Raw genomic sequence first — 25,237 nt, forward strand, 5'->3', positions numbered from 1 at the left:
GGATTCGTATTTATTCATCACTCATGATGGAAGCTACGGGGCTTCTTTTTTTGTCGTAAAAGAATGAAAGATGGCGCAAAAAAGGACGAATAACATAAAATATTTGTGCAATTTTAGTAATAAATACCTAATTGTGTTGAATATTGTTGATACATTGATTTCTTTACCCTATAATGAGTCACAAGCCTAATTATAGGGAGTATTTACTAATAAAGGGGGGAGAAGAGATGGTGAAACTAGATCAATTATCACTGGCTAGACAATTAGACATTGTTTTCAAAGAGCTGGAAGAAGAGTTGGGAGGTCTAAGTTCAGGTACGGTGTTTGTACAAATACGAAATAACGTCATTGGGAAATTTGGCATAAGGCATAATCCTTTGGCTGGTCGTAACGGAGTCATGGCTCCGCTTGAAGAGGGGCTTAGTGAAGCTCAACAACTCTCTTTTCGAACGATGGCGCTCGAAAGCCTGAAGCATAAACGTCATTGGACGCATGGCGAGATCAGTTACGAATTCATGGTACGACAAGGAATGGTTGTTGTAGATGCGATTCTTGAATCGAACTATAACATGGCGAGTTTGATGATTCGCTACCCTCGACATACATATGCCGAAGCTGCTTCGGAATCTTGAAATGATAAGACTTATACAATATATAACAAGGAAAGAGGCGATCTCTGGGGAGAAGATCGCCTCTTTCTATACTTAGCTGGAGGGAAGAGATGCGAATTACTGGTTCGAACGACCCGATAATTGCTGCTCTGCCAATTGTACAAGACGCTTGGTGATGTAACCTCCCAAAGAACCAGTTTCGCGGGAAGTGTAGTTTCCGTAGTAACCGTCTTGTGGAATCGTTACGCCCAATTCTTGTGCAGCTTCAATCTTCAATTGTTGAAGAGCTGCGGTTGCTTGAGGTACGACAAGATTGTTAGAAGAACGACCTTGAGCCATGTCATGTCACCTCCTTTGATGTTGTATGAGGATATTATGACCTTAACTATAGGAATCTCATTCGTAAAAATTGAAGAGGTGACAGTGGTAAAATTATCAAGCAAGATCGGTAGCTCTACTTGTATGATGAAAGCAAGCAAAAGAGCAGCCCGTTGTCTGGGCTGCTCTGAAGTACTACGTTATGATTTATGGATGCGTATATCCGTATTTAACTCTACATGCTGGCCTGGTTCCAGATGAATCAGACCGGTTTCCTCATCCGGAAGATTCAGATTCGGAGCATTGGGCAGCCAGGTATAAGGCTCGATGCAGAGATATTCTTCAGCGTTGCCTTTGGTGTAGAGAACCCAGTGCTTGAAGTGGGTTCGATCGGCGGAATAGATAATCTCATAACCATCATCTCGTGTAAGCTTGGCTTCGGCTGGTTGGCCATCCGGAATTTTAAGGATAGTATCCAAATCAGCATCTTTCATGTTCATACCGGTATTCAAAGGTTCCAGTTGCCCAAGCGAGGAAAATTCGCCTGTCGGGATCAATTCGGAATCCAGCGTATAGATGCCTTCAACCGGCAGCTCTAAAGTCCAGCGATGCGGTTCACGATCGAGCAGGAACCATGTATGATAGCCCAGTCCGAAAGGAATGGGACTTGATCCTGTATTGGTTACACGCAGTCTCTGCTTAAATACAGAGCCATGGAGGTGAAACGACATCTCCAGCTTTAGCGGTACGGGGAACTGTGCGATCCATTTGGGATCGTCACTTGTAATGAATTCAGTCGTTACCGTACATCCTTCATCTTCGTCTTCCTCGATATCACTGACACACCAAGCCTGGGAACGGTGCAGACCGTGAATATGATTATCGTTGGCGGTATTTTGGTCAAATTGATACGCCACTCCGCCGTAATCAAAACGGCCCTTCGCTATCCGCCCTGGCGGAATGAGCATCGGAATACCGAAGTGGTAAGGCTTTTGCAGATAGAAGGCGAGCTCGCTTTCATCAGGTTTTCGGAGGATGTCGCGCTGTTCTTCGATGTCTTTGATTCCAATGACGTTGTTACCAAGACGAGGAAGGAGAGTCACTTCAAGACGGCCGCTGTTTAGAATATAGGTGTCATAACCATTCCACTGGCCTTTGGTCACTTGATTCATATCGATGCTCCTTTACTAACAGAAATCATGGTCTGAACGATTAAACACATCATAACAGATTTTCTGCCAGATGCGTATGAAAAGCTTGGTAAATATCCGACTCACTCGAATTTCAGACGGGAATTGACAAGCTACTCCAAGAGTTTTATCATTGCATGTAATAGTGATCAATGATGATTTGAACACGATGACAAGGACAAGTAAGCATACGCGGAATATCCTTCAGAAAGCCGGTGGTTGATGTGAACCGGTGGAGCCGCTTTGCTGAATGGACCTTTGAGTGCTGGAGCAGAAACGGGAGCCTTATGTAATCCTTACTATGCCGGCCGGGTATTCCCCGTTACAGGAATGACAAGGCTACAGTTAATTTTTTTTGATTGTAGTGAATAAGGGTGGTACCACGGTCTCACGTCCCTTGCGGACTGGAGGCTTTTTTTGCGTTCTCTCTGCTACTGGCAGAGCGGCGATTCATCAGGTTATGGGAGCAAATTTAGAATACAGAATGGTAAATGGAGGTTCGATTATTTATGAAAACGGTACTCTCAGGCATACAACCAAGCGGGAACCTGACACTCGGTAACTACATTGGCGCCATCAAAAATTTCGTCAAATTGCAAGAAGAACACCATTGTTATTTCATGGTCGTTGATTTGCATGCCATTACAGTAGCACAAGACCCTGCTTCATTGCGCGACCGCTCCGAATCGGTAGCCGCTTTATACGTAGCAGCTGGAATCGACCCGGCACGTGCTAACATCTTCTTGCAATCGCATGTCCCGCAGCACACGGAGCTTGGATGGATTATGACGACGTTGACCAACATGGGTGAGCTGGAGCGAATGACGCAGTTCAAGGATAAGTCAGAAGGAAAGGATTCCGTCGGAGCAGGGTTGTTTGTATACCCGGCGCTGATGGCGGCGGACATTCTGCTGTATAACGCCGATCTCGTTCCGGTTGGGGACGATCAGAAGCAGCATCTGGAGATCACACGTGATCTGGCAGCAAGGTTCAATCATCGGTTTGGTAACTACTTCACTCTTCCAGATCCATATATTCCGAAGGTCGGAGCACGGATTATGTCGCTGGACGATGCTTCGAAGAAGATGAGTAAGAGCAATCCTGTAGAAGGAAGCTATATCGCGATGCTGGATACACCGGATCAAATACGCAAAAAAATCAGCAGAGCAACGACCGACTCCGGGGCGGAAGTCGTATATGACCCGTCGGCGAAGCCGGAAGTCAGTAATTTGATGAGCATTTATTCCGAGTGTGCAGGTATCTCTCTGGAAGAGGTGCAGGGGCGTTTTGAAGGGAAGATGTATGGTGCATTTAAGAAGGAGCTTGGAGAAGTGGTAGTAGCTGCTCTCGAACCTCTTCAGAACAGATACTACGAGATTCGCCAAACCGGCGAGATTCATGACATCCTGGCTAAAGGTGCGGAGCATGCCGAGCAGACGGCATCGAAGATTATGCACGGCGTGCGAGACAAGATGGGATTTCTCCCGGCGAAGTAGAGCGCTAGTTCCGACGTCGTCTTGCCTTAATGATGAAGCCCCAACCCATATTGAAGATGGATAGAACACCTAGAACAACGGCGATAATGGCATTGGTGCTGATGGTCATAGCGGCAGCGCTCAAAAGGACGATAGACGAGATGGCAAACCATAAAGAAAGACCTTTACTCATACGAAAAAACCCCCATAGAATTAAATTTAAAAAAATAACGAATAAGGCTGCGAGAAAGAGCCATAATAAGTTTGCAAGCTTGCACTGGAATAACACACAGACATTCAGTGAAGGGAGATATTTAATATGGCACGCAGCAACAATCTGGTTGTACCTCAAGCAAACGCAGCTCTTCAACAATTGAAACTGGAGGCTGCTCAAGAACTGGGCGTAACAATTCCACAGGACGGTTACTATGGTAACTACACTTCCCGCGAAACGGGTTCCCTGGGCGGATACATTACAAAACGTTTGGTACAGCAAGCTGAACAGGCGCTTTCGGGCACTGGTCGCCAGCTGTAATATCTCTTCCCTATAGTAGATTGGAAAGCCCGGTGCGCTATCATTTGCGCCCGGGCTTGTATTATTACATAAGCGCGTAACAACGTATCGCTGCATAGACAGATTGTGCCTTAAACAACGGTATACCGTCAAGGATTTATCGTTACCAAATGTCACTGAATTGTCATATAGGACGTATGAATTATGAAGGATTGCTAAACACTTTTTATTAATGATATGATACACTTTATATCGGAGGCAGCACTTCCTCCACAAAGACAGAAACAAGGAGGAACGTTTACACGTGGATAATCACTTGAGATACCAGGCTCCTTCAGAATCCGCAGCACTGGCTTCGGCAGCGCCTGCACCTCCCGAAAAGGCGGGGACTTGGAAGGATTTTATCACGGTGACGAAACCCGGAATACTGCGGTCGAATCTCATAGCGACTTTTGCCGGATTTTGGCTCGCGTCGAAATGGGATTTTCAATTCGGATTGATGATAATGACATTGCTGGGAACCGTACTTGTCATGGCTTCCGCATGTGTCTTCAATAACTATTTTGACCGGGAGCTGGACATGAAGATGGAGCGCACCCGGGATCGTTCATTACCAACCGGACGGTTAACTCCAAAGGTTGTTCTTTGGTATGCCATTATACTCGGTGTGGTTGGACTAGCTACTCTGTTTGGATTCTCCGGTTGGATGGCGGGAGTATTCGGTCTAGTAGGAATGTTAGTCTATGTCGTAGTCTATACACTCTGGCTTAAACGGACATCTACATGGAGCACCTCCGTAGGCGCGATTTCAGGCGCTATGCCGCCAGTCATCGGTTACGTTGCGGTAACAGGCACAGTTGATATGGGAGCGATTCTGCTCTTTGCACTGTTATTTCTGTGGCAGCCACCCCATTTCTGGGCTCTTGGCATTCGTCGAGTGGAGGAATACCGGGCGGCAGGTTTTCCGTTATTACCGGTTGTGAAAGGGATTAAGCGTACGAAGATACAAATGATTCCGTATCTGGTACTACTGATTCCATTGCCGATTCTGATGTACACCTACGGCTACGCAGGCAAATTCTTTCTCGTTATCGGCCTGTTGCTCTCGATCGGTTGGTTGTATACCGCGATAAAAGGCTTCTGGGCTAAAGACGACGAGGTGTGGTCGAAAAAAGTATTTATGTTCTCGATTAATTACCTGACGTTGAGCCTGATCGTTCTTATCCTCAACACCATTTCCTAAAGTAGTGGGGCGTTGGGCGATTTCTTATACCGACTAGGGACGGGAACGAAGGGAGAACGATAAAGGCTATGAATACATTTAAACGATACAAATGGACTTGGATATTGCTTGCGATCTGCTTGGTTGCTGCTGCGTATTTGGTAGCCAACGCTCTGGGTCTTGGTAAAGACAAATTCCCCATCGTACGGGAAGTCAGTGCGTACTCGATGGAGAATGTGGATGGGACTACCGTGACGTCAGAGGATACCCAAGGATCCGTCAAGCTGATGTACTTCTACTTCACGAGCTGCCCGGATGTATGTCCGATCACGACTCTGGTTCTTTCGCAAATTCAAGAAGAATTGAAGAAGGAAGGGTTGTTCGGCAACGAGGTTAAGTTCGTATCGATCTCGTTTGATCCTGAGACGGATACGAAGGAGAAGATCAAGGAATTCGGCGATCGTTTCTTCGCGGATTATAGCGGTTGGTATTTCTTGCGTGGAGATCAGGAGGAGACGCGGAAGCTGATGCAGGAGTCATTCAAGATTCCGCTGCTCGGCAACGACTCGACCAACTTTACGCACGGAAACTCCATAGCGCTCGTGGATCGGGACAACAACATTCGCAAGATGTATAATGCGGCAGATCCGAAGGAAGTTGAGATTAAGGATGTTGTGAACGATATCAAGATTTTAGTTAAAGAATAATCTTATATTACAACTAAAAGGCGTTCTTCATCGTTATAGATGGGGAACGCCTTTATTTATCGTGATGAATCATTCATATCGTGAGTAAATGATTCAATATTCGATTACAGGTGGGTACAAAATATAAGGCTCAAGCCCCGCTTTCTCCAGCTGGCCGATCAAATATTCATCAGGTGTGCCTTCAACGCCGGCATATCCTCGGCGAGTATAGATCTGCTCCGCATCGGGAAAGGCGTCTCGAAGTTGACCTCGGATTCTCTTGCCCGAGCTGTCATTGTCCATGAATAGATACACCTCTTGATCACGAACCTGCTTCAGCAACGTTTCGATCTTGGTGGTGTTCAAGGTGCCGAATGTACACAGGATCGTAATGTCGGTCGTTAGTAGTCGGCGAAGGCGGCTGCGGTCATTCTTCCCCTCAACAATGATAAATATAGACATGATGTCACCTCGGTTACCGTTGTCATTATATGGCTTTACTCGGCAGCATTCCCCGGGAAATGTAGCTTAGCCGTCGAATAATGTATGTATAGTGTAACTTGTTTGCGGTTTATCATGCAAAAAAAAGAAAGACGGCCCTCGTTGGAAGGCCGTTAAACAATAGAGATTCGGACCTGTTCTCTAGAAACAGCTAAGGATAATGACAAGCAGAATGTACAGTACAAGAATCATACCAACTGAATTTCCATGGCCTGCTGTATGACAATGATGTTTATGATGTACGTGACTCATGAAGGTTTCACCCCTTGGTTTATTGTCCGTGGTCATTTGCCACACTGTATCTTATGTCAATCTACCCATGCGGATTGTGCATTGGCCTAGTTACCCAGGTTTTGGGCTATTCGATTATATGGTGGAGATAGGGCTATCGGAGGATATAGATGCTTCGGGCTCATGATGATTATGCTTCGGAAGCATGAGCAAGACCAACATTAATAGTAAGAACGCTATAAAGTAAGGGGACACAACCATTCGGAGCTGACCGGCGGCAATCGGTCCAACGAAAGATCCGAGGGACATGGCGATGGATTGCAGCGAGAATACACTTCCGAGCTTTCGTCCACCACTTAGATTAATAAAAAGGGACGACACGGCGGGAAAGAGAACGCCTTTGGACAAACCGAGTGCAAACAGAATATAGGGTAGCGGAGTATGATCGGCTGCAGCCAGGGCGTAGAAGCAGATAGCAAGCCCGAGTATGCCCAAAGCGACTCGGCCGTGAGGCTTGTAGCGATTAAGAAACAGCATGCTAAGCGTGACCAATGCACCGAGACTGATTACGGAGAAAAGCAATCCAGTAGACATAATGCTTGCCTGGCCGCTGTCTCGCAGCGGAATCTCAAAGAAGAGGATGCCTTGGGAGCACGCGATGGCAAATGGAATGAGATAGATGCGTAGACTAAAGGGAAGACGCTTAGACTTCTCTTCTATGGCATCAGCCGTGCTGTCCTCTCCAGAAGATACTGGTGAATGCTTAGGCAAGCTAAATAAGGCCATCATTCCCGTGAAAATTAATAACCAACCAAGCGTCTGAAAGGTGCCGGAGAATCCAGCGTTGGCTACAATAAAGGCACCCGCGGCCGGCGACAAAACGGAAGCAAGCGTATGAATAACGCCATGTCCGGACATATATTTACCCTGTGTTACCGGATCCCTTGACAGTGAGGCCAATAGCGTCAAGCATGCAGGTGATAGAAAAGCGAGCACAAAACCGCTAATCGATCGCAGCGCCAGGAGTTGCCATGGCAGTTGAACATGCGCTTGCAGCAGCAGCACAACGCCAGCAGCGGTTAAGCTGAAGATGATGTAGCGCTTGCTGCCGTGACGATCGATCAGTCCTCCAGCGATGAGATTGCCCGGGAGATGGGTTAAGGCATAGATGCCCATCATCCAGCCGATGAAGGTGGGAGCTGCTCCAAGCGAGATTGCAAATGGAGTCAGCACGGGATATTGAGCATGCAGATCAAAAAAAGCCAGGAACAAAAACATGTATAGCCATAATGCGGTCTTCAAAGCAGCAACCTCCTACCAGACAATTGATGAACGCCACTACTACTTGTACGCCTTAGCGGGCAAGCTTATACCTTTTTTTATGAAACGGGGAGGTTGGCTGACAGTTGATCCGGGTATCATGTATAATTAATAAGACGGCCAATAACCGCCGCTTTGAAAAGGACGGGAGTGAATGAAATGGATACACAGGTCTGGATTGAATTTCTTAAGCAAAACTGGCTGGTTATAGCGATTGGTCTGGTTGTGTTATTTATCGTGTTGAACGTGGTGCGAACGGTAGTTAAATGGGCGCTTGCTGTATTGATCATTGCAGGCTTGCTTATTTATAGCGGGATATCGCTCGACAAAATCGGGGAAGTGGTATCTACCGTCAAAGATGAGACGGTGGACACAATTAAGACCGAAGCCATGAATATGATGATGAAGGAAGCAAAGGAAGCAAAATATACATCGAATGAAGACGGTACCTATACGGTAAAAGCCCCCAACCTGGAGTTGGTCGGGAGTTCAACCTCGAGAGAGGTAGAGGTATCTTTTCGTGGTGTTCCGGTGGGCAAATGGGATATAAACGATACGATACAAGGATTTATTAATGACGCGAGGAATAATGCAGGCTCTAAATGAGCGGGATAAGTCGGAGGCATCTGACAGCTTGAGAGGAGGGATGCTGAATTGATGTCTGCTTGGGTGGAAAGCGCACTTAATGGGAATGTCATTACGATCTTACTGCTATTGATTATGGCATTCTCCTTGTTTCAAGGATGGAATCGCGGAGCCTCCCGGTCAGCTGGGAAGCTTGTTTTTTTTCTAGGGGATGCGGTGCTGCGTTTGGCGGGCCTGGTCCTGTCGGCGTTATTGATACTTCGTGTATCTCCCCTTGCAGGAGATTGGCTCAGTCAGCGCTTCGTATTACCGGACCGCGAATTGCGGTTATGGGAACAGATCTACTACACGGCTATTAAGTCATTGGCGGACTTCCCGTTGTTACGGTTTGCCGTATTGTTTATGCTGAGCTATGGACTCATCGTGTGGATACTAAGATCGATCGTACAATTCGTTACGGGAGGGAGAGCGGGATACTATGCCGGCGCTGCACAGGCAACGCCCGCTTCACTGATCAGTCGTCTTGCTGGTGCCGGAATCGGCATCATTATGGGTGCCGCCAGAGGTATTATTGCCATTGCTATTTTATTTATATGGGTTAGTGTGTATCCTGATCACGCTTTAGCCGCTATGTTGAAGCTTCACCAGTGTATCAGCAAGGCGCCCAGGCTGTGATCGAACCGTTGTCAGGCAATATCGTGCGGGAGAAACTACCTGTATTCACCCAATCCGTGCAAGAAGAATTAAATGGCATCATGCAACGAAAGTACGAAGTGATTGACCACCAGATTCCGAAGGGAATCGAACAGACTGCCGCCCATGTCGTGCAAGGAGCTTCAACCGATGAGGAGAAAGCGCGAAAGCTCTATGATTGGGTAGGCAGCCGAATTGCCTACGACTACGACAAGGTCACGCTTTATGAAGAACAGCGAATCTGGAAGGAACAGACACCTCAGGATACGTATGATACCCGTATGGGTGTCTGCATTGATTATGCGCGGCTATACGCGATGATGGCCCGTTCCGAGGATTTGCAAGTTAGGGTAGTCACGGGTCGAGGCTATAATGGACAAGGCGGCTATGGACCGCATGCGTGGAATGAAGTGTATCTGAGCGAGAAAGAAGCATGGGCTCCACTGGATCCGACGTGGGCACAGAGCGGTAATTGGTTTAATCCGCCTAAATTCCATGAGACGCATATTAAAGAGCAAGTGTTCTAGGATGTTATGGGAGCGGGCTTTCAAGTATGAAGGTCTGCTCTTGTTATATGGACGCCGGATGAAGTGGGGGGGCGTTTATGATAAGATGTTCTATATATCGATAGTGGAATGCACGCAGATAAAGGGGAGAAGCTTACGTGAAAGGGTTTAGGCCGGACAAGCGCAAACCAGAAGACGGAGATGCCGGCAGTCAGTTCAATTTACGGGTGAATGTGTTCTTTTTCAGCACTTTTATTATATTTTGCGTCATTATTATACGTCTCGCCATCCTTCAGTTCGTGGAAGGTCCAGAGCTTAAGGAGCAGGAGATGGGCGGACAGGTTAAGAATTTTCCCTTGCAGCCTATAAGGGGCAGCATTATTGATGCTTCAGGAATGCCATTAGCGTATTCCACGCCTTCGCAATCCTTGTATTTAACCTTGCTGAAAGATTATAGCTCGTCGGAGAAAGGGCAGCAGAATCGCCCGGAAATTGAGCAGCTGGCTGAAGAGATGGTCGAGGTGTTCAATCAATTCGGGGACAAGGATGCAGAGAATCTGACCTACGATGACGTGATTAAGGCGATGGATCTCGAATTTAATAAACAGCCGGGCTTTGAACCAAGACGGATCAAGGCGCATCTATCAACCAAAGAAGTCGCTTATTTCATGGAACATAAATCCGAATATCCGGGAGTCGAGGTTGTAGAAGAAAGCCAGCGACATTACAGCCAGGACCAGGTGGCCGTGCAGGCCATCGGATATCTTAAAGAATTCAGGGGGACCAAGGATCAGAGTAAATATAAAGAAATCGACGAACAAAACAAAACGTTGAAAGATCCGGGACTTTTCTATACCGAACGCGAGAAGGTGGGCGTTGACGGTCTTGAAATGATGTTCCAGGATGAATTACGGGGTAAGAACGGATATATCGAAATTCCGATCAATCCACAGAACATGGCCGATGGCGTGCCTACGATGGTTGCACCAGAGAAGGGTTATAACATTCATACAACCATCCATAAAGATATACAGTTGGCCGCACAGCAGGCCATTATCGATCAGTTGAAATGGCTGCATTCGAACCCGGTATCCGGCAAGCTGCATCCGAATGCGCAAACCGGATATGCGGTGGCGATGGAGGTGGATACCGGCAATATCGTGGCGATGGCCAGCATGCCCGATTATGATTCGAACGTCTGGGAATTCGGTTCAGATGACTGGGAAAGCGTCATGAAGTATTACGGGAACGGTACGATTTCTCCTTACAGTTCCGGTCGTTCTGGCAATAATTTGGAGTCGGTGGTATTGCTAGGGTCTACAGTGAAACCGCTGAGCGTGCTTATTGGACTCAATGAGAAATTGTTCGGCCCGAACGATTATTATCATGATTCCGGCGCCGCCTTCTTCGGGAAGGATAACTCCAGAGTGCGGAACTCGGGTGGTAAAGCTTCGGTTCTCTGAATGCAAGAAAGGCGATTGAAAACTCCTCCAACGCATTTATGGTAGATTGGATCGGAGAGAAGCTGTACAACAAATACGGTGCTCAGTCGGTTGGCGTGTGGGATGAATACATGAAGAAATTCGGGCTTGGTGTATCAACTGAATCCGGTCTGCCTAAAGAACACAAAGGAATTATTGAGTATACCAATATTGAGCAAGCGGGAAGTTATCTGGCTTCCATGGCTTACGCTTCATTCGGACAATCGGGGAAATACACAACGCTGCAACTGGCCCAATATACATCCACGTTGGCTAATCGTGGTGAGCGAATCAGACCTCAAATGGCAACGAGGATTGAAGATCAAAACGGCAATGTGGTCAAAGAATTTGAACGCGAAGTATTGAATAAGGCTGAGTTCCCCGATCAATATTGGAATGAGGTTATTGCTGGCATGAATACGCAGGGGCTGCGAGCATTCGAAGGTTTCAAGTATGATCTTGCACGGAAGACCGGTACATCGGAACAATCGGTTGGCGGTAAGCTGGTTGAGAATGGCGTATTTATTGCCTTCGCACCACGGCAAAACCCGAAACTGGCCGTTGCGGTTGTCATTCCCGAGGCAGGTTTCGGTTCACAAAGTGCGGCTCCGGTAGCTCGTAAAATATTCGATGCATACGATGAGGTCTATGGATTAGACGGTACGCCGCATCCGAAGAAGCAAGATGAGAACGGTGAAGATGGCGATGGGGACTAGACGGATCATGATTAGCATTTAAATGAATGGCAGCCAACAGCCCGAAAGGTTATGGCTGCCATTGTTATTTAGACGGGTCAGGTACGCACATAGTTTAGCCAACTGGATTGTGGTAAAATGTCGTTATGTTTACTCGTGACTAGACACAAAGGGAGGCATTACATGAATCCAAACTATCGATTGTTAGCGTTGGATATGGATGGAACATTGCTGCAGGATGATCATGAAATCTCCGTGGAGACGGTAAAGTGGATTAAAGAGGCGGTACGTCACGGCGTTCATGTGTGCCTGTCTACGGGAAGGGCCTTCGCGAACGCGTATCCGTATGCCAAGCAGTTGGAGTTAACGACTCCGATGGTAACGGTGAATGGCAGTGAAGTGTGGCGCGCACCTTATGATCTGTACCAGCGTTCGCTGCTGGACGTCAAGCTCGTCGAGCAGATGCATGCGCTTGCCGTGGAAACGGGCTCCTGGTTCTGGGCATACTCCGTCGAAAGGTTACATAATCCGGAGCAATGGACGGATGACGTGGCAGGGCAGGAATGGTTAAAGTTTGGATATTCCACCAAGGACGATGAGACCAGGCACACCATTTTGATGCGGTTGCAGGATATGGGTGGACTGGAGATCACGAATTCTTCCCCCATCAATCTGGAGATTAATCCACTTGGAGTCAATAAAGCGACCGGAATCGGTCAAGTCTGTGAGCTGCTCGGTATTACCATGGAACAGGTGGTTGCCGTTGGGGATAGTCTGAACGATCTGGCCGTCATCCAGCAAGCTGGTCTCGGTGTTGCGATGGGAAATGCGCAAGAGACGGTGAAAGACGAGGCGGATATCGTCGTATCGAGTAATAATGATGACGGAATTGTAGAAGTAATCAGGGATTACATTCTGACCAAAGGGTGATGCGTGAATGGACGTATTAGGCTGGATTATTATCATCGCTCTGTTTGTCATTGGTATGGCTGGAGCGATCTACCCGATTTTGCCAGGGGTCGTGGCCATTTATTTGGCGTTATTCGTGTATGGCTGGTTTTTTACGTTCGCGCATTACAACGCCTGGTTCTGGATTATTCAGACGCTGATACTCGTTATCCTGTTCGTGGCCGATTACGCGGTCAATGCATGGGGAGTCAAGAAGCTGGGCGGCTCCAAAGCATCGATCTGGGGCAGTACGATTGGACTTATCGTAGGTCCATTCGCAATCCCGGCCTTCGGCCTGATTATTGGACCATTCCTTGGTGCATTCGTTGGTGAGTTGCTGGCAGGCTCTACGCCCGCTAAATCAGTGAAGGTCGGTTTCGGTTCGGTGCTCGGTTTATTTAGCACGATCGCAGTCAAAATTATTCTGCAGCTTGCCATGATTATCGTGTTCTTGATCTGGGTTCTGGGATAGAGACATAGGGATTCGCTGTAAGCGGCGTTTATAGAGGAGAAAGAAGGGTACGGATTTGTCGAAGAAAGAGACGTTTATTAAAGGTACGATTATTTTGGCGGTTGCGGCGCTCGTAGCAGGGTGCTGGGGCTTGCCCAGCGGGTCCCGCTGGAGCACATGCTTAATGATGTCGGGGATGCGGCCTTTACCATCGCCAATAATGTATATTTAATGCTGTTAACAGTAGCTACGGCAGGTATTCCAAGCACCTTAAGCAAAATGGTGTCGGAGCGGCATGCCTTAAATAAGCCGGCAGAAGCCCGTCGTGTTTACCATGCGGCCTTAATCTTCGCGGCAGCTGCGGGTGTTGTTATGACACTGCTGCTGTATTTCGGGGCACCTTTTTATGCGACCCATGTCGCTAAGGTACCAGAATCGGCAGCGGCAATTCAGATGCTAGCGCCAGCCTTGCTGTTATTCCCCGCTATCGCCATGATGCGGGGATACTTCCAAGGTCGTAACAATATGGCTGCAGGAGGAATCTCGCAGATTATTGAGCAGATTGCCAGAGTAGTAACCGCAATTGGACTGGCCTACGTCTTATTGCGCATGGGTTATGACGATACATGGATTGCGGCAGGTGCTTCCTTTGGCGGTGTGCTGGGCAGCATTGGCGCCTTTGGTGTTATGATGTATTTTACAGTCAAGCTTCGCCGTCAAGATCGGAAACTCGAGCTGCCTTCGGCAGATCGCAGCATTCCACTTGCTGGCATTTACAAAGATATATTTACACTGTCGATTCCGATCGTATTGTCGTCATTGGCTGTTCCAGCGGTCAATTTTATTGATGGTTCCATTGTGAAGCCACTTTTGAACGGTCAAATCGGGCCCGAGCAAGCGACAGCAGCACTTGCGGTACTTGGCAACCGTGCCCAGAGCATAGCAGGCATTCCGCCGATACTGGCCATCGCGCTCAGCACGTCGTTAATTCCGATTATATCGGCGGCTTTCGCACGCAAGGATCAGGAGCATCTGAAGAGTCAGGTTACGCTTGCCTTACGTGTGTCAATCTTAACCGGCATGCCGGTAGTTACCGCGCTCTGTGTAGCTGCCTACTCGATTAACGGATTACTGTTCAGTTCACTGGACGGCAGCGGGATTATCGGATTCTTGACGTTCGGGACGATTTTCCAGATTACGATGATGACCACCAACTCGATCTTGCTGGGAATCGGCAAGGCGAGGCTGTCAATGGTACACGTTATGATCGGTGTAGCCGTCAAGCTGGCGGGAAGCTTTCTGCTCGCGCCATTGTTCGGGATATACGGCATCATCGGCAGCACGGCCCTTTGTTTCCTGGTCATAACGATCCTTAATCTGAGATCGATTCGAGGCATCGTATCGTTCTCTATCCTCGGTAAACGATGGATGGGATTCGTGATGACGGTCGCCATTGCGGGTGGAATCGGTTATGGCTTGAATCAGGCAGGTATTCAACTGGTTGAATTCATGCCGGCACGTGTGGCCTTCTTGTTGACATGCTTGGTTGTCGGGATGGCGGTCGTTGTTGTTTATCTCGTGTTGTTGGTGATGTTCGGCGTCCTGCGCCAATCGGAGCTTGGCAGCTATCCTCGTCCATTGCAGAAGGTATTTCGTCCGTTGATGAGATTACAACCTTCCCGGCTGCGGGATCGCGGCTAGAGGCTATATACACTATCCAATCGGCAGTTGGCGTTCCAGATCGTGCACGATGGCAATCTCTTCTAACGCGGTACGGTGAGCGTGTGTCATATCGATCTGGAATGGACGCTTCGGGGCGGAGAGATAGGAGAGCATTCGTTCATTTTGAAACCAATCCTGCTCAGAAATCGATTCATACTCCGAATCATGCCATACGTCTTCGATGAGTGGACTGAACAATCGATTGCCGCTGCGTAGCCACTCAGATCCGGTAAGCTCGAGGTTGGCATTCGCCGTGGTCATGGCAGCATCTCTTGCGTAAGTAAATAGTTCCGGCCAATACTCAGCCCGTGACCCGTGGTGTGGGGTTGATCTGGCATAAGCCAAAGTCTGCTCAAACGGTTCTTCGTAACCGAATAACATGGCGTAGAGTGCTTTGCCGGTATTGATCCTTATCTTAAGGTTATTGAATCTCGGCATGCGTAGCCCGATTAACGGGCGGGAAGGCAAGGAACGAATGCGCCATTGGCCAGGAACCGACGGGATGTCCTGATGGTGCAGCGGGAAGACAATCTGATTCAGTCTCGCATGCTCATGCAGGCGAAAGCTGGGATGATTCAGGACATGCTTGCGGTAGAAAGGGTGCTGTGCCACTCGGCATTCGATATAATTCTGTTCATTAATGATAAGTGCTACGGTCAGAAGCGGGCTTACCCGATCCTCCCAGAACTGCTCCCAGAATGGCGACATGAATCTGGATACGTGGAACTCGGGCAGCAAATGAAACAATGGGGTCCCACGTTCAAGGCTGTGTTTATAAAGCAATAATTGCGGGTAAGCATCTTGAAATATGAGGGCATTGCATCGCTCAAGAAATTGATACAGCTGTTCTTTAAATGCAGGGTCCATCAGGTCGGACATCAAGCCGCCCTTCAGATCACTCATATTCCACCCTCCGTTACGTGATACCATATGAGCGAGGAAAGCCCAGTGCAGCTCAGGATAAGCCTCATACATCTCGAGATAAGCTGACGTTCGCGTGACATTGCTGCGATTGTGCGCGGTGGTGGTCTCCTGAATGTGCGCGATAAGCTGTATCTCTTGCGCAGAAATATTCCTCATATGTGCTTCTGTGGTGTATGCGACGGTTGACGCAGGGGGTTCTTGCGACTCGGACGTGATCATTGATTGCAGTTGATGTCTAAGGTTAGCTACCGTGGCATTACTCCAGTGCAGGGGTAGCTTCTTCAGCCGCAGCTGCTTCGATATATGCGAGGAAGCAAGCCAACCCGCCGCCGCCTCGGATAATGCAGTGTACACTGCATTAGTCCATGTTCGCAGTGCCGCCCATCGCATGCGCTTATCCTTGGTTCCCTGGGAGTTCATCCTAGTATCACCTGCTGCTTTCTGTTCTGATTGTATCGTGAGCGTGGCTCTATTCAGTATGTCTCGAAAATTTGACTTCCACTCCACATTTTGATTCACTAGGTGTGAAAGAAATCGACGTTAAGGGGAGATTATCATGGAAAAAATCACGTCAGAAGCACAATTTCAAGTTGCAATCCAATCTCCGCGGCTAACCGTTGCCGTGTTCAAAGCGGATTGGTGCGGCGATTGCAAATTCATCGATCCGTTCATGCCAGAGGTCGAGACGCAATTCGCGAATCAATTAACCCTCGTTGAAGTGGACGTCGATGCTGTCGGTGATGTGAGTCAGCAACAGAATATTTTAGGAATTCCCAGCTTCGTCGCTTATACAGACGGTCGGGAACTCGTTCGCTTCGTGAACAAGTTCCGTAAATCCCGTGAGGAGATTGAGAAATTCTTGCAAAATGCCGTAGACGTATACGGAACCATCCATAAGTAAACAAATGGTGATAACACCGCCGCCTGAACATACAGGTCGGTGGTGTTATTCATTTTTTGAACAATTTGTCACATTCGTTCAAGTGACCAGCGCCTCTTTATCAGGTATAATGGAGTGTGGACTATGTCAAAAGTTTGAATGATTATGAGCAGCAGGTGAGATTATTGAATAATAAGCAGTTGAAATGGCTCAGTTACATAACATGCATCATCATGTTCTGTGCCACCTTCGGGGGCATGGTCGTTACAAAAACAGATTCCGGGATGGGCTGTGGACAGGAATGGCCGCTATGTCATGGCAAATTCATTCCAGCTTATACGATTTCCTCGATGATCGAGTATTCACATCGAGCCGTCAGCGGAATGGCGGGATTGGCCGCTCTGGCTTCACTTATCGCGTTTTGGAAGTATAAAAGAGATCGCAAAGACTTAATGGCTTATGTCGGGATGACATCGGTTTTTGTGGTGGTACAAGCCATTATGGGTGCACTGGCGGTTGTTCAACCTCAATCCGCCGCTGTGATGGCGCTGCATTTCGGGTTCTCCCTGATTGCATTCGCGAGCTCCGTTATGCTTGCCCTGGCAATGAGGAGAGTGGAACAATCGAAGGTACCGATGGCCGAAGAGAGGCTGGCTCCGGTCAGTCGATCCTTTAGTTGGCTTGTATGGGGAACGACGATCTATTCTTATATTGTGGTTTATATCGGTGCTTTTGTCAGTCATACCGATTCAAGGGAAGGCTGCTCGGGGTGGCCGCTCTGCAATGGGCAGGTGATTCCGGATGACCTGTCGGGCGGAGTAGGCATAGCCTTTATGCACCGTGCCGCAGCATTATTGCTGCTCATTGTCGTAGCAATTATGGGGCATTTCGCGTATTGGCGCAATCAAGATAATCGGGAGATTCAGATGCTCGGGGTATCCGCTACCTTACTCTGCTTGCTGCAAGTGCTCAGCGGGGCTGTCATCATGATGACGATCCATAATGAGGACGTCTACGTGTTCTCCGCTTTAGGTCATACCTTGTTGATCGCCGCATTGTTCGGTGTCCTCTGTTACTTAAGTGTAAGAGTCTGGCAGCTTAGCAGACCGCAGAAGCCATAAGCTGATCGAAAAAAATAAGATAATTACACAAGTCCTTGAGCTAACGATTCGAGGACTTTGTTGTATCAAGACGAGCTTCATTGATTAACGAATCGTCCGCTTGAACTGTCGAATTTACCCGAGGTGCTTGAGGCTGTGCTGGAACCGTTTGACCCGGGAAAGGATCTGTTTATATATAATAAGACGTCACACGTATTGGATTGTCGGGATCGTGCTAGGCATGACGGTTAAGCTGTGTTGATGGGAGTGGGCCGACCGATCCGCGTGTTGCCCCAATATTATGATGAAGTTGAGATTCTTGGGATATCCGATGCATTGCCTTACTGCGGCGGATGTCTGGTCGTTTCCGGGGCATCCTATAGTCATAATCCCGGGTTGGCCCAAAGAGTCATGGAGAAGTTTGAGATCTCGAAATTCAAGCTGGCCGCTGGTCATTGTGGTGGACGAGGCCCATCAGGCCGTGGCAACGCAATCTTCATTCTGATGGATGGTCTTTGCCCGTTTCGATCCGGCAAGCGATCTGTATGCTGCGGCTGAAATTCAGCATCATCATCTAGCCTATAAGCTACCGTTGAAGAATGCTTACCGCATGAGGATATCGTTAAGACGGTCGACAGCCGTTGGAATCTTTATTTTCCCCAACCTTGAATGAAGTTATTTAGGTCAGATCATTATGATGTAGGGGGGCTTCAGGATGCTTCGCATATTGCTCGGAGAACAGCCCAGGCATAATAACGGCATACTTGAGGAGGCCATCGAGTCGATGGTCCGAACAGCGCAACTGCTGCGGCAGGAAATGGATAAGAATCAGGATCCGACCCATGATTTCCGTAAATTAGAGATCTGGACTCGAGGCTTGGTTGTATCGCTTGATGAACTGGAGCAAAGTTTGAATGCGGCAAGACATTTCAGCAAGTCCGTGAATTCTGGATTCGTTGATGATATGTCGGTTCAGGAGCAAGGCGAATATGCAAGATATGTGTATTTTTATAAGAACGGATTTATACGCGTTTTCTCGATCCTTGACAAGCTGGGAACTGTGCTGAATGATCTGTATGATCTCCATACCTCGAAAGTGAAGGCGCACTTTTCTTATTTTACCGTGCTTCGCCAGTTCAAGTTCCTGAAGTCGCATACGGAGCTGGCTAAGGGACTCGAAGAGATAAAGGATCGTTACAAAACGCCGCTCAACGCGCTTCGCAAACGGCGAAACACGGAAATTCATTACATGAATTCCGAGATGCAAGATGATCTTTGGCAACGGCACCAGGGACTGTCGGACAAGATTGAGCTGGAGGATATCGAGCAGCATTTAGTCGATCTGGCACAAGGGGTCGAGATGGTATGCCGAAGCCTCGCCGCAGCGTATAAGTATACGAACAAACTATGGGAGAAGAGTGGTGTGAAAGCCTGAATTTTATGGCAGTCGTGAAATTCCTTTTGACAAATGCTTGCGGAGAATCTATACTAACTATTGCATTCCTTAAAATACATCTAATTCAGATCAACTTAATCGGAAAAAATTTCATATCGATGTTTTCTTATCGAGAGAGGCGGAGGGACAGGCCCGATGAAGCCCGGCAACCGGCTCCAATGTAATTCGTTATGATGCGAATGACATTTTGGAGTGACATGGTGCTAATTCCTTCAAAGTATAGGTGAATGGCCTACTACTTTGACAGATGAGAAAAGGCGTTGACTTTACGTAAAGAGAGCCCTTTTTGATTCTACAAAAAAGAGGCTCTTTTCTTTTTGGGTAATGATCGGATAGGAAGTCTAGCAAAGGAGGTTTATGGGATTGATCGAGCTTAAACAATTATCGAAGCAGTATGGAAAAGGCGGAAGCTTAACGACAGCGTTATCCAATGTGGACCTGTCGATTGATAAAGGCGAAATCTTCGGCATCATCGGACATTCTGGCGCAGGCAAGAGCACGTTGATTCGCTGTATTAATCTGCTCGAACGGCCAACGTCCGGCGAGGTGTGGATTCAAGGCAAGAATCTGACTCGGCTCGGGAAGCAGCAGCTGCAAACAGAGCGACGCAAGATCGGGATGATCTTCCAGCATTTTAATCTGCTCTCGTCCGCTACCGTTTACGACAACATAGCGTTTCCCTTGCGACTGATTAAGACGCCAAGGGCAGAAGTTGAACGGAAGGTGTCCGACCTGTTGGCCTTGGTCGGGCTGGAAGAACATCGCGACAAATATCCCGCCCAGTTATCCGGCGGTCAGAAGCAGCGTGTAGGCATTGCCAGAGCGCTGGCAAGTGATCCAGAAGTGCTGCTCTGTGACGAAGCGACATCCGCGCTTGATCCGCAAACAACGGATTCGATTCTACGGCTGCTGCTGGACATCAACAAGAAATTCCATCTGACCATTGTGCTGATCACACATGAAATGCACGTCATTCAGAGCATATGCGACCGGGTCGCGGTCATTCATCAAGGAGGCATTGTCGAGCATGGACCGGTTACCGAGGTGTTCTTGAAGCCGCAGCACGAGGTGACACGCGAGTTTATCCGGCAAGAGAGGGACAGCGGAGGCCTGCTCGGCTTATCTACAACTAACCAAGGCGATGAGTCAGCTCAGGCGGTACAGATTACGTTTCTTGGACAGAAGACTTATGAGTCGATTCTCTCCCGTACCGTTCACGAAACAGGCGTGAATTTCGCGATCTTGCAAGGGACGATCTCCACGATCAAGGAGACCCCTTATGGTCAGCTAATTGTCAGATTTGAAGGGAACGAGGCTGCTATTGAGCTAACGATCCGCAAGCTGCTAGACCAAGGGCTTGATGTGGAGGTGCTTTATTAAATGTTTGAACTCGATTTCAGTCTGGTCGATTGGAGTGAGATCTGGAAGGCGACGCTGGATACACTCCGAATGTTAGGCATTTCAGCGCTATTCAGCTTTATCATTGGCCTGCCTGTGGGCGTCGTGCTTTATATGGCTGCAAGATCCACCTCCGGCTTTGTGCGATTCGGTTATTCGATTCTGTCGTTTATCGTGAACATTCTGCGCTCCGTTCCGTTTATCATTCTGATCGTAGCCATGATTCCCATTACGAAATCCATTGTAGGCGTGTCCTATGGCGTGCTGGGCACGATTCCGCCACTCGTCGTAGGGGCTGCCCCATTCTTCGCCAGACTTGTGGAGACTGCGCTTAATGAAGTGGATAAAGGTGTAATTGAGGCGGCTCATGCCATGGGCACCTCGACAAGCCAAATCGTATGGAAGGTGTTGTTGCCTGAAGCACGTCCGGGTTTACTGGCAGGTATGACAATCACGGTTGTGACATTGGTTTCTTACACAGCGATGTCCGGCCAGGTTGGCGGGGGCGGCTTGGGTGATCTGGCAATTAAGTATGGTTATCATCGTTATGAGACTGAGATCATGATACTTGCAGTCGGGCTCATGGTAGTGCTCGTGCAGCTTCTGCAGATGGCAGGAGACCGATTGGTCCGTCATTTCACGAGAAAATAACGGGATTAATGAGGCATCAAGGGAGACAACATATAAATAATACATTTTTGGAGGGAGTTTTTAAGCATGAAGAAGTGGGTATTGGCATTCATTAGTTTGACTTTGGTGGTGGTATTGGCTGCATGCGGCAACAAGCCGGCGGAAAATGCGGGGGAGCCTGAGGGCAACACAGGCGGAGTAGGTACAGAAACCGTTACCTTGAAGGTAGGCGCTTCACCTGAACCGCATTCCAAAATTCTGGCTCATGTTAAGCCTGCATTGGAACAAGAAGGCGTCATTCTCGAGATCGTTGAATTTACGGATTATATATTGCCAAATACGCAAGTGGATTCCAAGGAGATCGACGCTAACTTTTTCCAGCATAAGCCTTACCTTGATAATGAAATCAATCAACGTGGTCTCGATTTAGCACCTGTAATCGCAGTTCACATCGAGCCATTGGGCGCATACTCCAAAAAGATCGAGTCCGTGGATGAGCTGAAAGAAGGCAGTGTTATCGCGATTCCGAACGACCCATCCAATGGTGGCCGCGCACTATCGTTGTTGGCAAAGAACGGCGTCATCAAGCTGTCTGACGAGAATAAACTCGAAGCAACCGCGAAGGATATCGTGGAGAATCCGAAGAACCTGAAATTTCAGGAAGTCGAAGCAGCTATGCTGCCACGCATGCTGGATGAACTTGATCTCGCTATCATCAATACCAACTATGCGCTGGAAGCAGGCCTTGATCCAACGAAGGACGCTTTGTTTATTGAGGATAAAGAGAATCCGTATGCGAATCTGCTGGTAGCACGCCCAGATAACAAGGATTCGGATGCTATTCAGAAATTAGCAAAAGCACTAACCTCAGAAGACGTGAAGACCTTTATTGAAGAAGAGTATAAAGGTGCTGTTCTCCCGGCATTCTAAGATTGAAGTGAATTAGTTCAATGGAAAAAGCATATCGGCGGTTTATAAACCGGGCCGATATGCTTTTTTTGTTATCTTTGCAGCGCAAGTGTCTGATCGCCAAGTTGTCCGCCCCGTTTAAATCTTTTATACTGAGAGAAGGAATCGCCATGAGGAGGGATTGCCTTGAAAGGGAAAGTGGCGCTGGTTACGGGCAGTGCGACAGGTTTAGGGAAAATGACGGCTCTTGCGTTAGCACGGCAAGGCTGTCATATTGCTATAAATTATGTAAATAGCCAGGTTGCAGCGGAAGAACTGTCACGAGAGATTGAGGCATTGGGCGTCCGATCGATCGCGATCAGAGCGGATATCGCGAAGGAGGCCGAATTATATACCCTTGTGGATCAGACAGAGCTTCAGCTCGGCAGCGTGGATATACTCGTCAATAATGCCGGGCCGTTCATTCATGAACGGCGGTTGTTCTCCGAGTATACCCGGGATGAAATCGTACATATGGCTAATGGCAATCTGACCGGAGTGATGCTCCTTGACCATCGCGTTCTGGCGGCTATGCGTAAGAATAGGTGGGGGAGAATCATCCACTTTGGCTTTGGGCACGCTGGTGAAGCGAGAGCTTGGCCACAGCGCGCCGCTTATGCCGCTGCCAAGGTTGGGCTGGTGTCGTTCACCAAGACGCTGGCGGTGGAAGAAGCTCCGTATGGCATTACTGTCAACATGATCTGCCCGGGGGATATACGCGGCGCTAATAAAGAGAAGACCATTGCCGAGGTATCAAGTATTCCGGACGAGTTGACTCCGCGTGGCCGATCCGGCAGCGGGGAAGACATCGCCAGGGTCATTGAGTATTTATGCCTCGATTCGTCCGATTTCATTACCGGCAATATTATGGACATATCCGGCGGCCTTGATCCGATTCGTCCGCGCATTCAACCATGATGAGCTCCAAAAAAAGAGTCTTGACCCGCTTGGGGTCAAGACTCTTTATAGTAAAGAAACTGTATTAGAATACTTGCACAACTTCTTGAATGCCTTCCACTTCTTCAACCAGGGCACGTTCAATCCCTGCCTTCAGAGTAATGGTGGAGCTTGGGCAGCTGCCGCATGCACCCATCAGCTTCAGCTTAACGATGCCGTCTTCAACGTCGACCAGTTCCACGTCACCGCCGTCGCGCTGCAGGAACGGACGAAGCTTATCCAGCACATCCAGCACTTCATCATATACAGTGGTTTGTGTGTTTTCGCTCATCTTGTTCAACTCCTTTCCTCCCTATATTATAGTACATAAATCGGCAAATTAAAATGCCAATCTTAAGGCGGGTTAAATGCAATGTCCATCATGATTGAATTTTGTACAAACAATTCTTATTTCGGTACAGATCAATTGCTGCTGCCGCTGGAGAAACAGTTCGATTGCCAGGTGATCGAGTATGGTTGTCTAACCAGTTGCGGGCAATGTTATCTGATGCCATTCGCTTATGTTGACGGTGATTGGGTGGAGGCACCCACCGCCGAGGAACTGTATGAAGCGGTGGTGCAGAAGCTCATCGCACTGCTCGATACCTGAGTTAGTAATGGCGCTTCGATTTCCAGAGAACCCCGCTCTTTAATATTCTTGGAACGCGCCCCATGACGGACGTGCTGCCCATCAGACCGAAACCTGCGTGCTTGCCAAGCGAACCAAGCGTGCCCTTAAGCTTTAATGGGGACACTTTAGGGGTGTCGTCCCGCCATAAAGCTTTTAGCACGTGTCCGACCTGCTCAGCCTGCGCACCTGCAGCTTGAGCACTTGGCACGAATGGAAGGCTGGCACAGTCGCCAATCACGTACACCTCGGGATGTGACGGCACCTGATACCATTCGTTGAGCAGAACGCGTCCGCTGCGGTCTTTTGGCAGATCGAGGTCCTGTACGACCTGCACGGGCTGAATGCCTGCTGTCCACACGGCCAGATCGGTCGGGATTGGCACATCCAGATTAAATACAGCGTTCCCCTCAACTCTGGATACGGAAACACCACTGTGAATATCCACATGATTCTCCTCAAACCAGCGATGAATATAGGCGGACAAACGGTTAGGAAAAGAAGAGAGTACCCGCTGTCCCCGGTCCAAAATGGCAATATTAAGGTCAGGTCGACTCTCGCGCAGATCTGCGGCAAGCTCGATACCACTTAGACCACCACCGATAATATGCACATGACCGTAAGGCTTCAGGTTGTTGAGCTGTAAATAGGTCTTTCTCGATGCAGAGAAGGATTGCAGGCTGAAGGTGAACTCTTCTGCGCCCGGAACTCCGTGATAGCGGTCCGTGCATCCCAGAGCGATCGCAAGCTGATCGTATTCAACAGGATCTTGATTGTTTAGATGAACCTGTTTGCGTTCAAGATCAATGGAAGTTACGTCCCCATAGACTTTGTGAAGACGATCGTATTCCGGGAACTTAACGCGCACGGACGTATCAGCAACAGTTCCGGCTGCCAGAGCGTAATATTCGGTTTTCAGTCCTTGATATGGCATGCGGTCAATGAGCACGACCTCAACGTCTGGAGGGAGGTAGCCGCTGAATAATTCCTGAATAAGGGCAAGACCACCATAGCCTCCACCGAGAATGACGAGCTTTTTCATAAATAACTTCCTTTCTCAAGAGATAAGCAGGAGGTGCAAGTCACAAGAAAAACGCCGCTGCTTAAGCGGCATAAACTAACCACGCTATATTATCTCTTTAACCTGTTTTCCGTTTTTTGGAACGTTGTTGTATGAATCTGGTGTGC

25 protein-coding genes, 3 pseudogenes, 1 riboswitch and 1 other annotated feature are annotated in these 25,237 nt (G+C 48.3%); of the genes and pseudogenes, 20 read left to right on the forward strand and 8 right to left on the reverse strand.

Annotated elements, in window-relative coordinates:
* The first annotated feature begins 227 nt into the window (after positions 1–227).
* The gene (locus tag JCM10914_RS18790) at positions 228–632 is read left to right on the forward strand and encodes a hypothetical protein (RefSeq protein ID WP_023963668.1); all 405 of its coding nucleotides are present in this window, start codon (positions 228–230) and stop codon (positions 630–632) included.
* Between the two features lie 96 nt (positions 633–728).
* Here the strand turns inward: JCM10914_RS18790 and JCM10914_RS18795 are convergent, their stop codons facing one another.
* Both JCM10914_RS18795 and JCM10914_RS18800 read right to left on the reverse strand, forming a co-directional pair.
* Complete coding sequence (locus JCM10914_RS18795; RefSeq protein WP_023963669.1) at positions 729–950, reverse strand: alpha/beta-type small acid-soluble spore protein; 222 nt, start codon at positions 948–950, stop codon at positions 729–731.
* 179 nt (positions 951–1,129) lie between these two features.
* A complete protein-coding gene (locus tag JCM10914_RS18800) occupies positions 1,130–2,101 on the reverse strand; it encodes an aldose 1-epimerase (RefSeq protein ID WP_023963670.1) in 972 nt (323 codons plus the stop codon).
* A 178-nt stretch (positions 2,102–2,279) separates the two neighbouring features.
* Positions 2,280–2,520, forward strand: a binding site (T-box leader).
* A gap of 108 nt (positions 2,521–2,628) precedes the next feature.
* Between JCM10914_RS18800 and trpS the strand changes: the two genes are divergently transcribed.
* Positions 2,629–3,615 carry a tryptophan--tRNA ligase gene (gene trpS, locus JCM10914_RS18805; protein ID WP_023963671.1) on the forward strand — a complete coding sequence of 329 codons (987 nt, stop codon included), beginning with the start codon at positions 2,629–2,631 and terminating at the stop codon, positions 3,613–3,615.
* A gap of 4 nt (positions 3,616–3,619) precedes the next feature.
* On the opposite strand, the gene JCM10914_RS29335 is transcribed toward trpS, so the two are convergent.
* The gene (locus JCM10914_RS29335; protein ID WP_162834838.1) at positions 3,620–3,787 is read right to left on the reverse strand and encodes a hypothetical protein; all 168 of its coding nucleotides are present in this window, start codon (positions 3,785–3,787) and stop codon (positions 3,620–3,622) included.
* A gap of 126 nt (positions 3,788–3,913) precedes the next feature.
* Between JCM10914_RS29335 and JCM10914_RS18810 the strand changes: the two genes are divergently transcribed.
* The 3 genes from JCM10914_RS18810 (at position 3,914) to JCM10914_RS18820 (ending at position 6,037) form a co-directional block, all read left to right on the forward strand.
* Complete coding sequence (locus JCM10914_RS18810) at positions 3,914–4,129, forward strand: alpha/beta-type small acid-soluble spore protein (RefSeq protein ID WP_036719006.1); 216 nt, start codon at positions 3,914–3,916, stop codon at positions 4,127–4,129.
* A gap of 283 nt (positions 4,130–4,412) precedes the next feature.
* Positions 4,413–5,351 carry a heme o synthase gene (gene cyoE, locus JCM10914_RS18815; RefSeq protein ID WP_023963673.1) on the forward strand — a complete coding sequence of 313 codons (939 nt, stop codon included), beginning with the start codon at positions 4,413–4,415 and terminating at the stop codon, positions 5,349–5,351.
* A 68-nt stretch (positions 5,352–5,419) separates the two neighbouring features.
* Positions 5,420–6,037: an SCO family protein gene (locus JCM10914_RS18820; RefSeq protein WP_023963674.1), complete on the forward strand. Its 618-nt coding sequence runs from the start codon at positions 5,420–5,422 to the stop codon at positions 6,035–6,037.
* 93 nt (positions 6,038–6,130) lie between these two features.
* Here JCM10914_RS18820 and JCM10914_RS18825 read toward each other — a convergent pair whose 3' ends face one another.
* On the reverse strand, positions 6,131–6,478 hold the full coding sequence (locus JCM10914_RS18825; protein ID WP_023963675.1) for a toprim domain-containing protein: 348 nt from the start codon (positions 6,476–6,478) through the stop codon (positions 6,131–6,133).
* Positions 6,479–6,883: 405 nt separating this feature from the next.
* On the reverse strand, positions 6,884–8,050 hold the full coding sequence (locus JCM10914_RS18830) for an MFS transporter (RefSeq protein WP_023963676.1): 1,167 nt from the start codon (positions 8,048–8,050) through the stop codon (positions 6,884–6,886).
* Positions 8,051–8,227: 177 nt separating this feature from the next.
* On the opposite strand from JCM10914_RS18830, the gene JCM10914_RS18835 reads away from it, so the two are divergent.
* The 6 genes and pseudogenes from JCM10914_RS18835 (at position 8,228) to JCM10914_RS18860 (ending at position 15,128) form a co-directional block, all read left to right on the forward strand.
* Positions 8,228–8,674: a hypothetical protein gene (locus tag JCM10914_RS18835; RefSeq protein WP_023963678.1), complete on the forward strand. Its 447-nt coding sequence runs from the start codon at positions 8,228–8,230 to the stop codon at positions 8,672–8,674.
* A 48-nt stretch (positions 8,675–8,722) separates the two neighbouring features.
* Positions 8,723–9,873: pseudogene (locus JCM10914_RS18840) on the forward strand (transglutaminase domain-containing protein).
* 137 nt (positions 9,874–10,010) lie between these two features.
* Positions 10,011–12,049: pseudogene (locus JCM10914_RS18845) on the forward strand (peptidoglycan D,D-transpeptidase FtsI family protein).
* Between the two features lie 162 nt (positions 12,050–12,211).
* The gene (locus tag JCM10914_RS18850) at positions 12,212–12,958 is read left to right on the forward strand and encodes a Cof-type HAD-IIB family hydrolase (RefSeq protein WP_023963683.1); all 747 of its coding nucleotides are present in this window, start codon (positions 12,212–12,214) and stop codon (positions 12,956–12,958) included.
* Positions 12,959–12,965: 7 nt separating this feature from the next.
* The gene (locus tag JCM10914_RS18855; RefSeq protein WP_023963684.1) at positions 12,966–13,448 is read left to right on the forward strand and encodes a DUF456 domain-containing protein; all 483 of its coding nucleotides are present in this window, start codon (positions 12,966–12,968) and stop codon (positions 13,446–13,448) included.
* Positions 13,449–13,503: 55 nt separating this feature from the next.
* A pseudogene (locus JCM10914_RS18860) lies at positions 13,504–15,128 on the forward strand (oligosaccharide flippase family protein).
* Positions 15,129–15,140: 12 nt separating this feature from the next.
* On the opposite strand, the gene JCM10914_RS18865 reads toward JCM10914_RS18860, so the two are convergent.
* On the reverse strand, positions 15,141–16,493 hold the full coding sequence (locus tag JCM10914_RS18865) for a DUF2515 family protein (RefSeq protein WP_023963686.1): 1,353 nt from the start codon (positions 16,491–16,493) through the stop codon (positions 15,141–15,143).
* Positions 16,494–16,629: 136 nt separating this feature from the next.
* On the opposite strand from JCM10914_RS18865, the gene JCM10914_RS18870 reads away from it, so the two are divergent.
* The 8 genes from JCM10914_RS18870 to JCM10914_RS18905 all read left to right on the forward strand — a co-directional run bounded on the left by JCM10914_RS18870 (position 16,630) and on the right by JCM10914_RS18905 (position 23,403).
* On the forward strand, positions 16,630–16,974 hold the full coding sequence (locus tag JCM10914_RS18870) for a thioredoxin family protein (RefSeq protein WP_023963687.1): 345 nt from the start codon (positions 16,630–16,632) through the stop codon (positions 16,972–16,974).
* A gap of 164 nt (positions 16,975–17,138) precedes the next feature.
* The gene (locus tag JCM10914_RS18875; RefSeq protein WP_036719057.1) at positions 17,139–18,074 is read left to right on the forward strand and encodes a heme A synthase; all 936 of its coding nucleotides are present in this window, start codon (positions 17,139–17,141) and stop codon (positions 18,072–18,074) included.
* 234 nt (positions 18,075–18,308) lie between these two features.
* Positions 18,309–18,611: a hypothetical protein gene (locus JCM10914_RS18880; RefSeq protein ID WP_036719011.1), complete on the forward strand. Its 303-nt coding sequence runs from the start codon at positions 18,309–18,311 to the stop codon at positions 18,609–18,611.
* Positions 18,612–18,768: 157 nt separating this feature from the next.
* Positions 18,769–19,488, forward strand: a complete 720-nt coding sequence (locus tag JCM10914_RS18885; RefSeq protein ID WP_036719014.1) for a Cthe_2314 family HEPN domain-containing protein — start codon at positions 18,769–18,771, stop codon at positions 19,486–19,488.
* Between the two features lie 124 nt (positions 19,489–19,612).
* A riboswitch (SAM riboswitch) is annotated at positions 19,613–19,763 on the forward strand.
* A gap of 109 nt (positions 19,764–19,872) precedes the next feature.
* Complete coding sequence (locus JCM10914_RS18890) at positions 19,873–20,889, forward strand: methionine ABC transporter ATP-binding protein (RefSeq protein ID WP_036719017.1); 1,017 nt, start codon at positions 19,873–19,875, stop codon at positions 20,887–20,889.
* The gene (locus JCM10914_RS18895) at positions 20,890–21,558 is read left to right on the forward strand and encodes a methionine ABC transporter permease (RefSeq protein ID WP_023963692.1); all 669 of its coding nucleotides are present in this window, start codon (positions 20,890–20,892) and stop codon (positions 21,556–21,558) included.
* 66 nt (positions 21,559–21,624) lie between these two features.
* On the forward strand, positions 21,625–22,467 hold the full coding sequence (locus JCM10914_RS18900; protein ID WP_023963693.1) for a MetQ/NlpA family ABC transporter substrate-binding protein: 843 nt from the start codon (positions 21,625–21,627) through the stop codon (positions 22,465–22,467).
* 165 nt (positions 22,468–22,632) lie between these two features.
* The gene (locus JCM10914_RS18905) at positions 22,633–23,403 is read left to right on the forward strand and encodes an SDR family oxidoreductase (RefSeq protein WP_023963694.1); all 771 of its coding nucleotides are present in this window, start codon (positions 22,633–22,635) and stop codon (positions 23,401–23,403) included.
* A 64-nt stretch (positions 23,404–23,467) separates the two neighbouring features.
* On the opposite strand, the gene JCM10914_RS18910 is transcribed toward JCM10914_RS18905, so the two are convergent.
* Positions 23,468–23,713: a NifU family protein gene (locus JCM10914_RS18910; RefSeq protein ID WP_023963695.1), complete on the reverse strand. Its 246-nt coding sequence runs from the start codon at positions 23,711–23,713 to the stop codon at positions 23,468–23,470.
* Between the two features lie 81 nt (positions 23,714–23,794).
* Between JCM10914_RS18910 and JCM10914_RS18915 the strand changes: the two genes are divergently transcribed.
* On the forward strand, positions 23,795–24,031 hold the full coding sequence (locus JCM10914_RS18915) for a YuzB family protein (protein WP_023963696.1): 237 nt from the start codon (positions 23,795–23,797) through the stop codon (positions 24,029–24,031).
* Between the two features lies 1 nt (position 24,032).
* On the opposite strand, the gene JCM10914_RS18920 is transcribed toward JCM10914_RS18915, so the two are convergent.
* Positions 24,033–25,091 carry an NAD(P)/FAD-dependent oxidoreductase gene (locus JCM10914_RS18920; protein WP_023963697.1) on the reverse strand — a complete coding sequence of 353 codons (1,059 nt, stop codon included), beginning with the start codon at positions 25,089–25,091 and terminating at the stop codon, positions 24,033–24,035.
* Positions 25,092–25,237 lie beyond the last annotated feature (146 nt).

Origin of the sequence: Paenibacillus sp. JCM 10914 (assembly GCF_001315105.1) — a bacterium.
Classification (GTDB): domain Bacteria; phylum Bacillota; class Bacilli; order Paenibacillales; family Paenibacillaceae; genus Paenibacillus_AQ.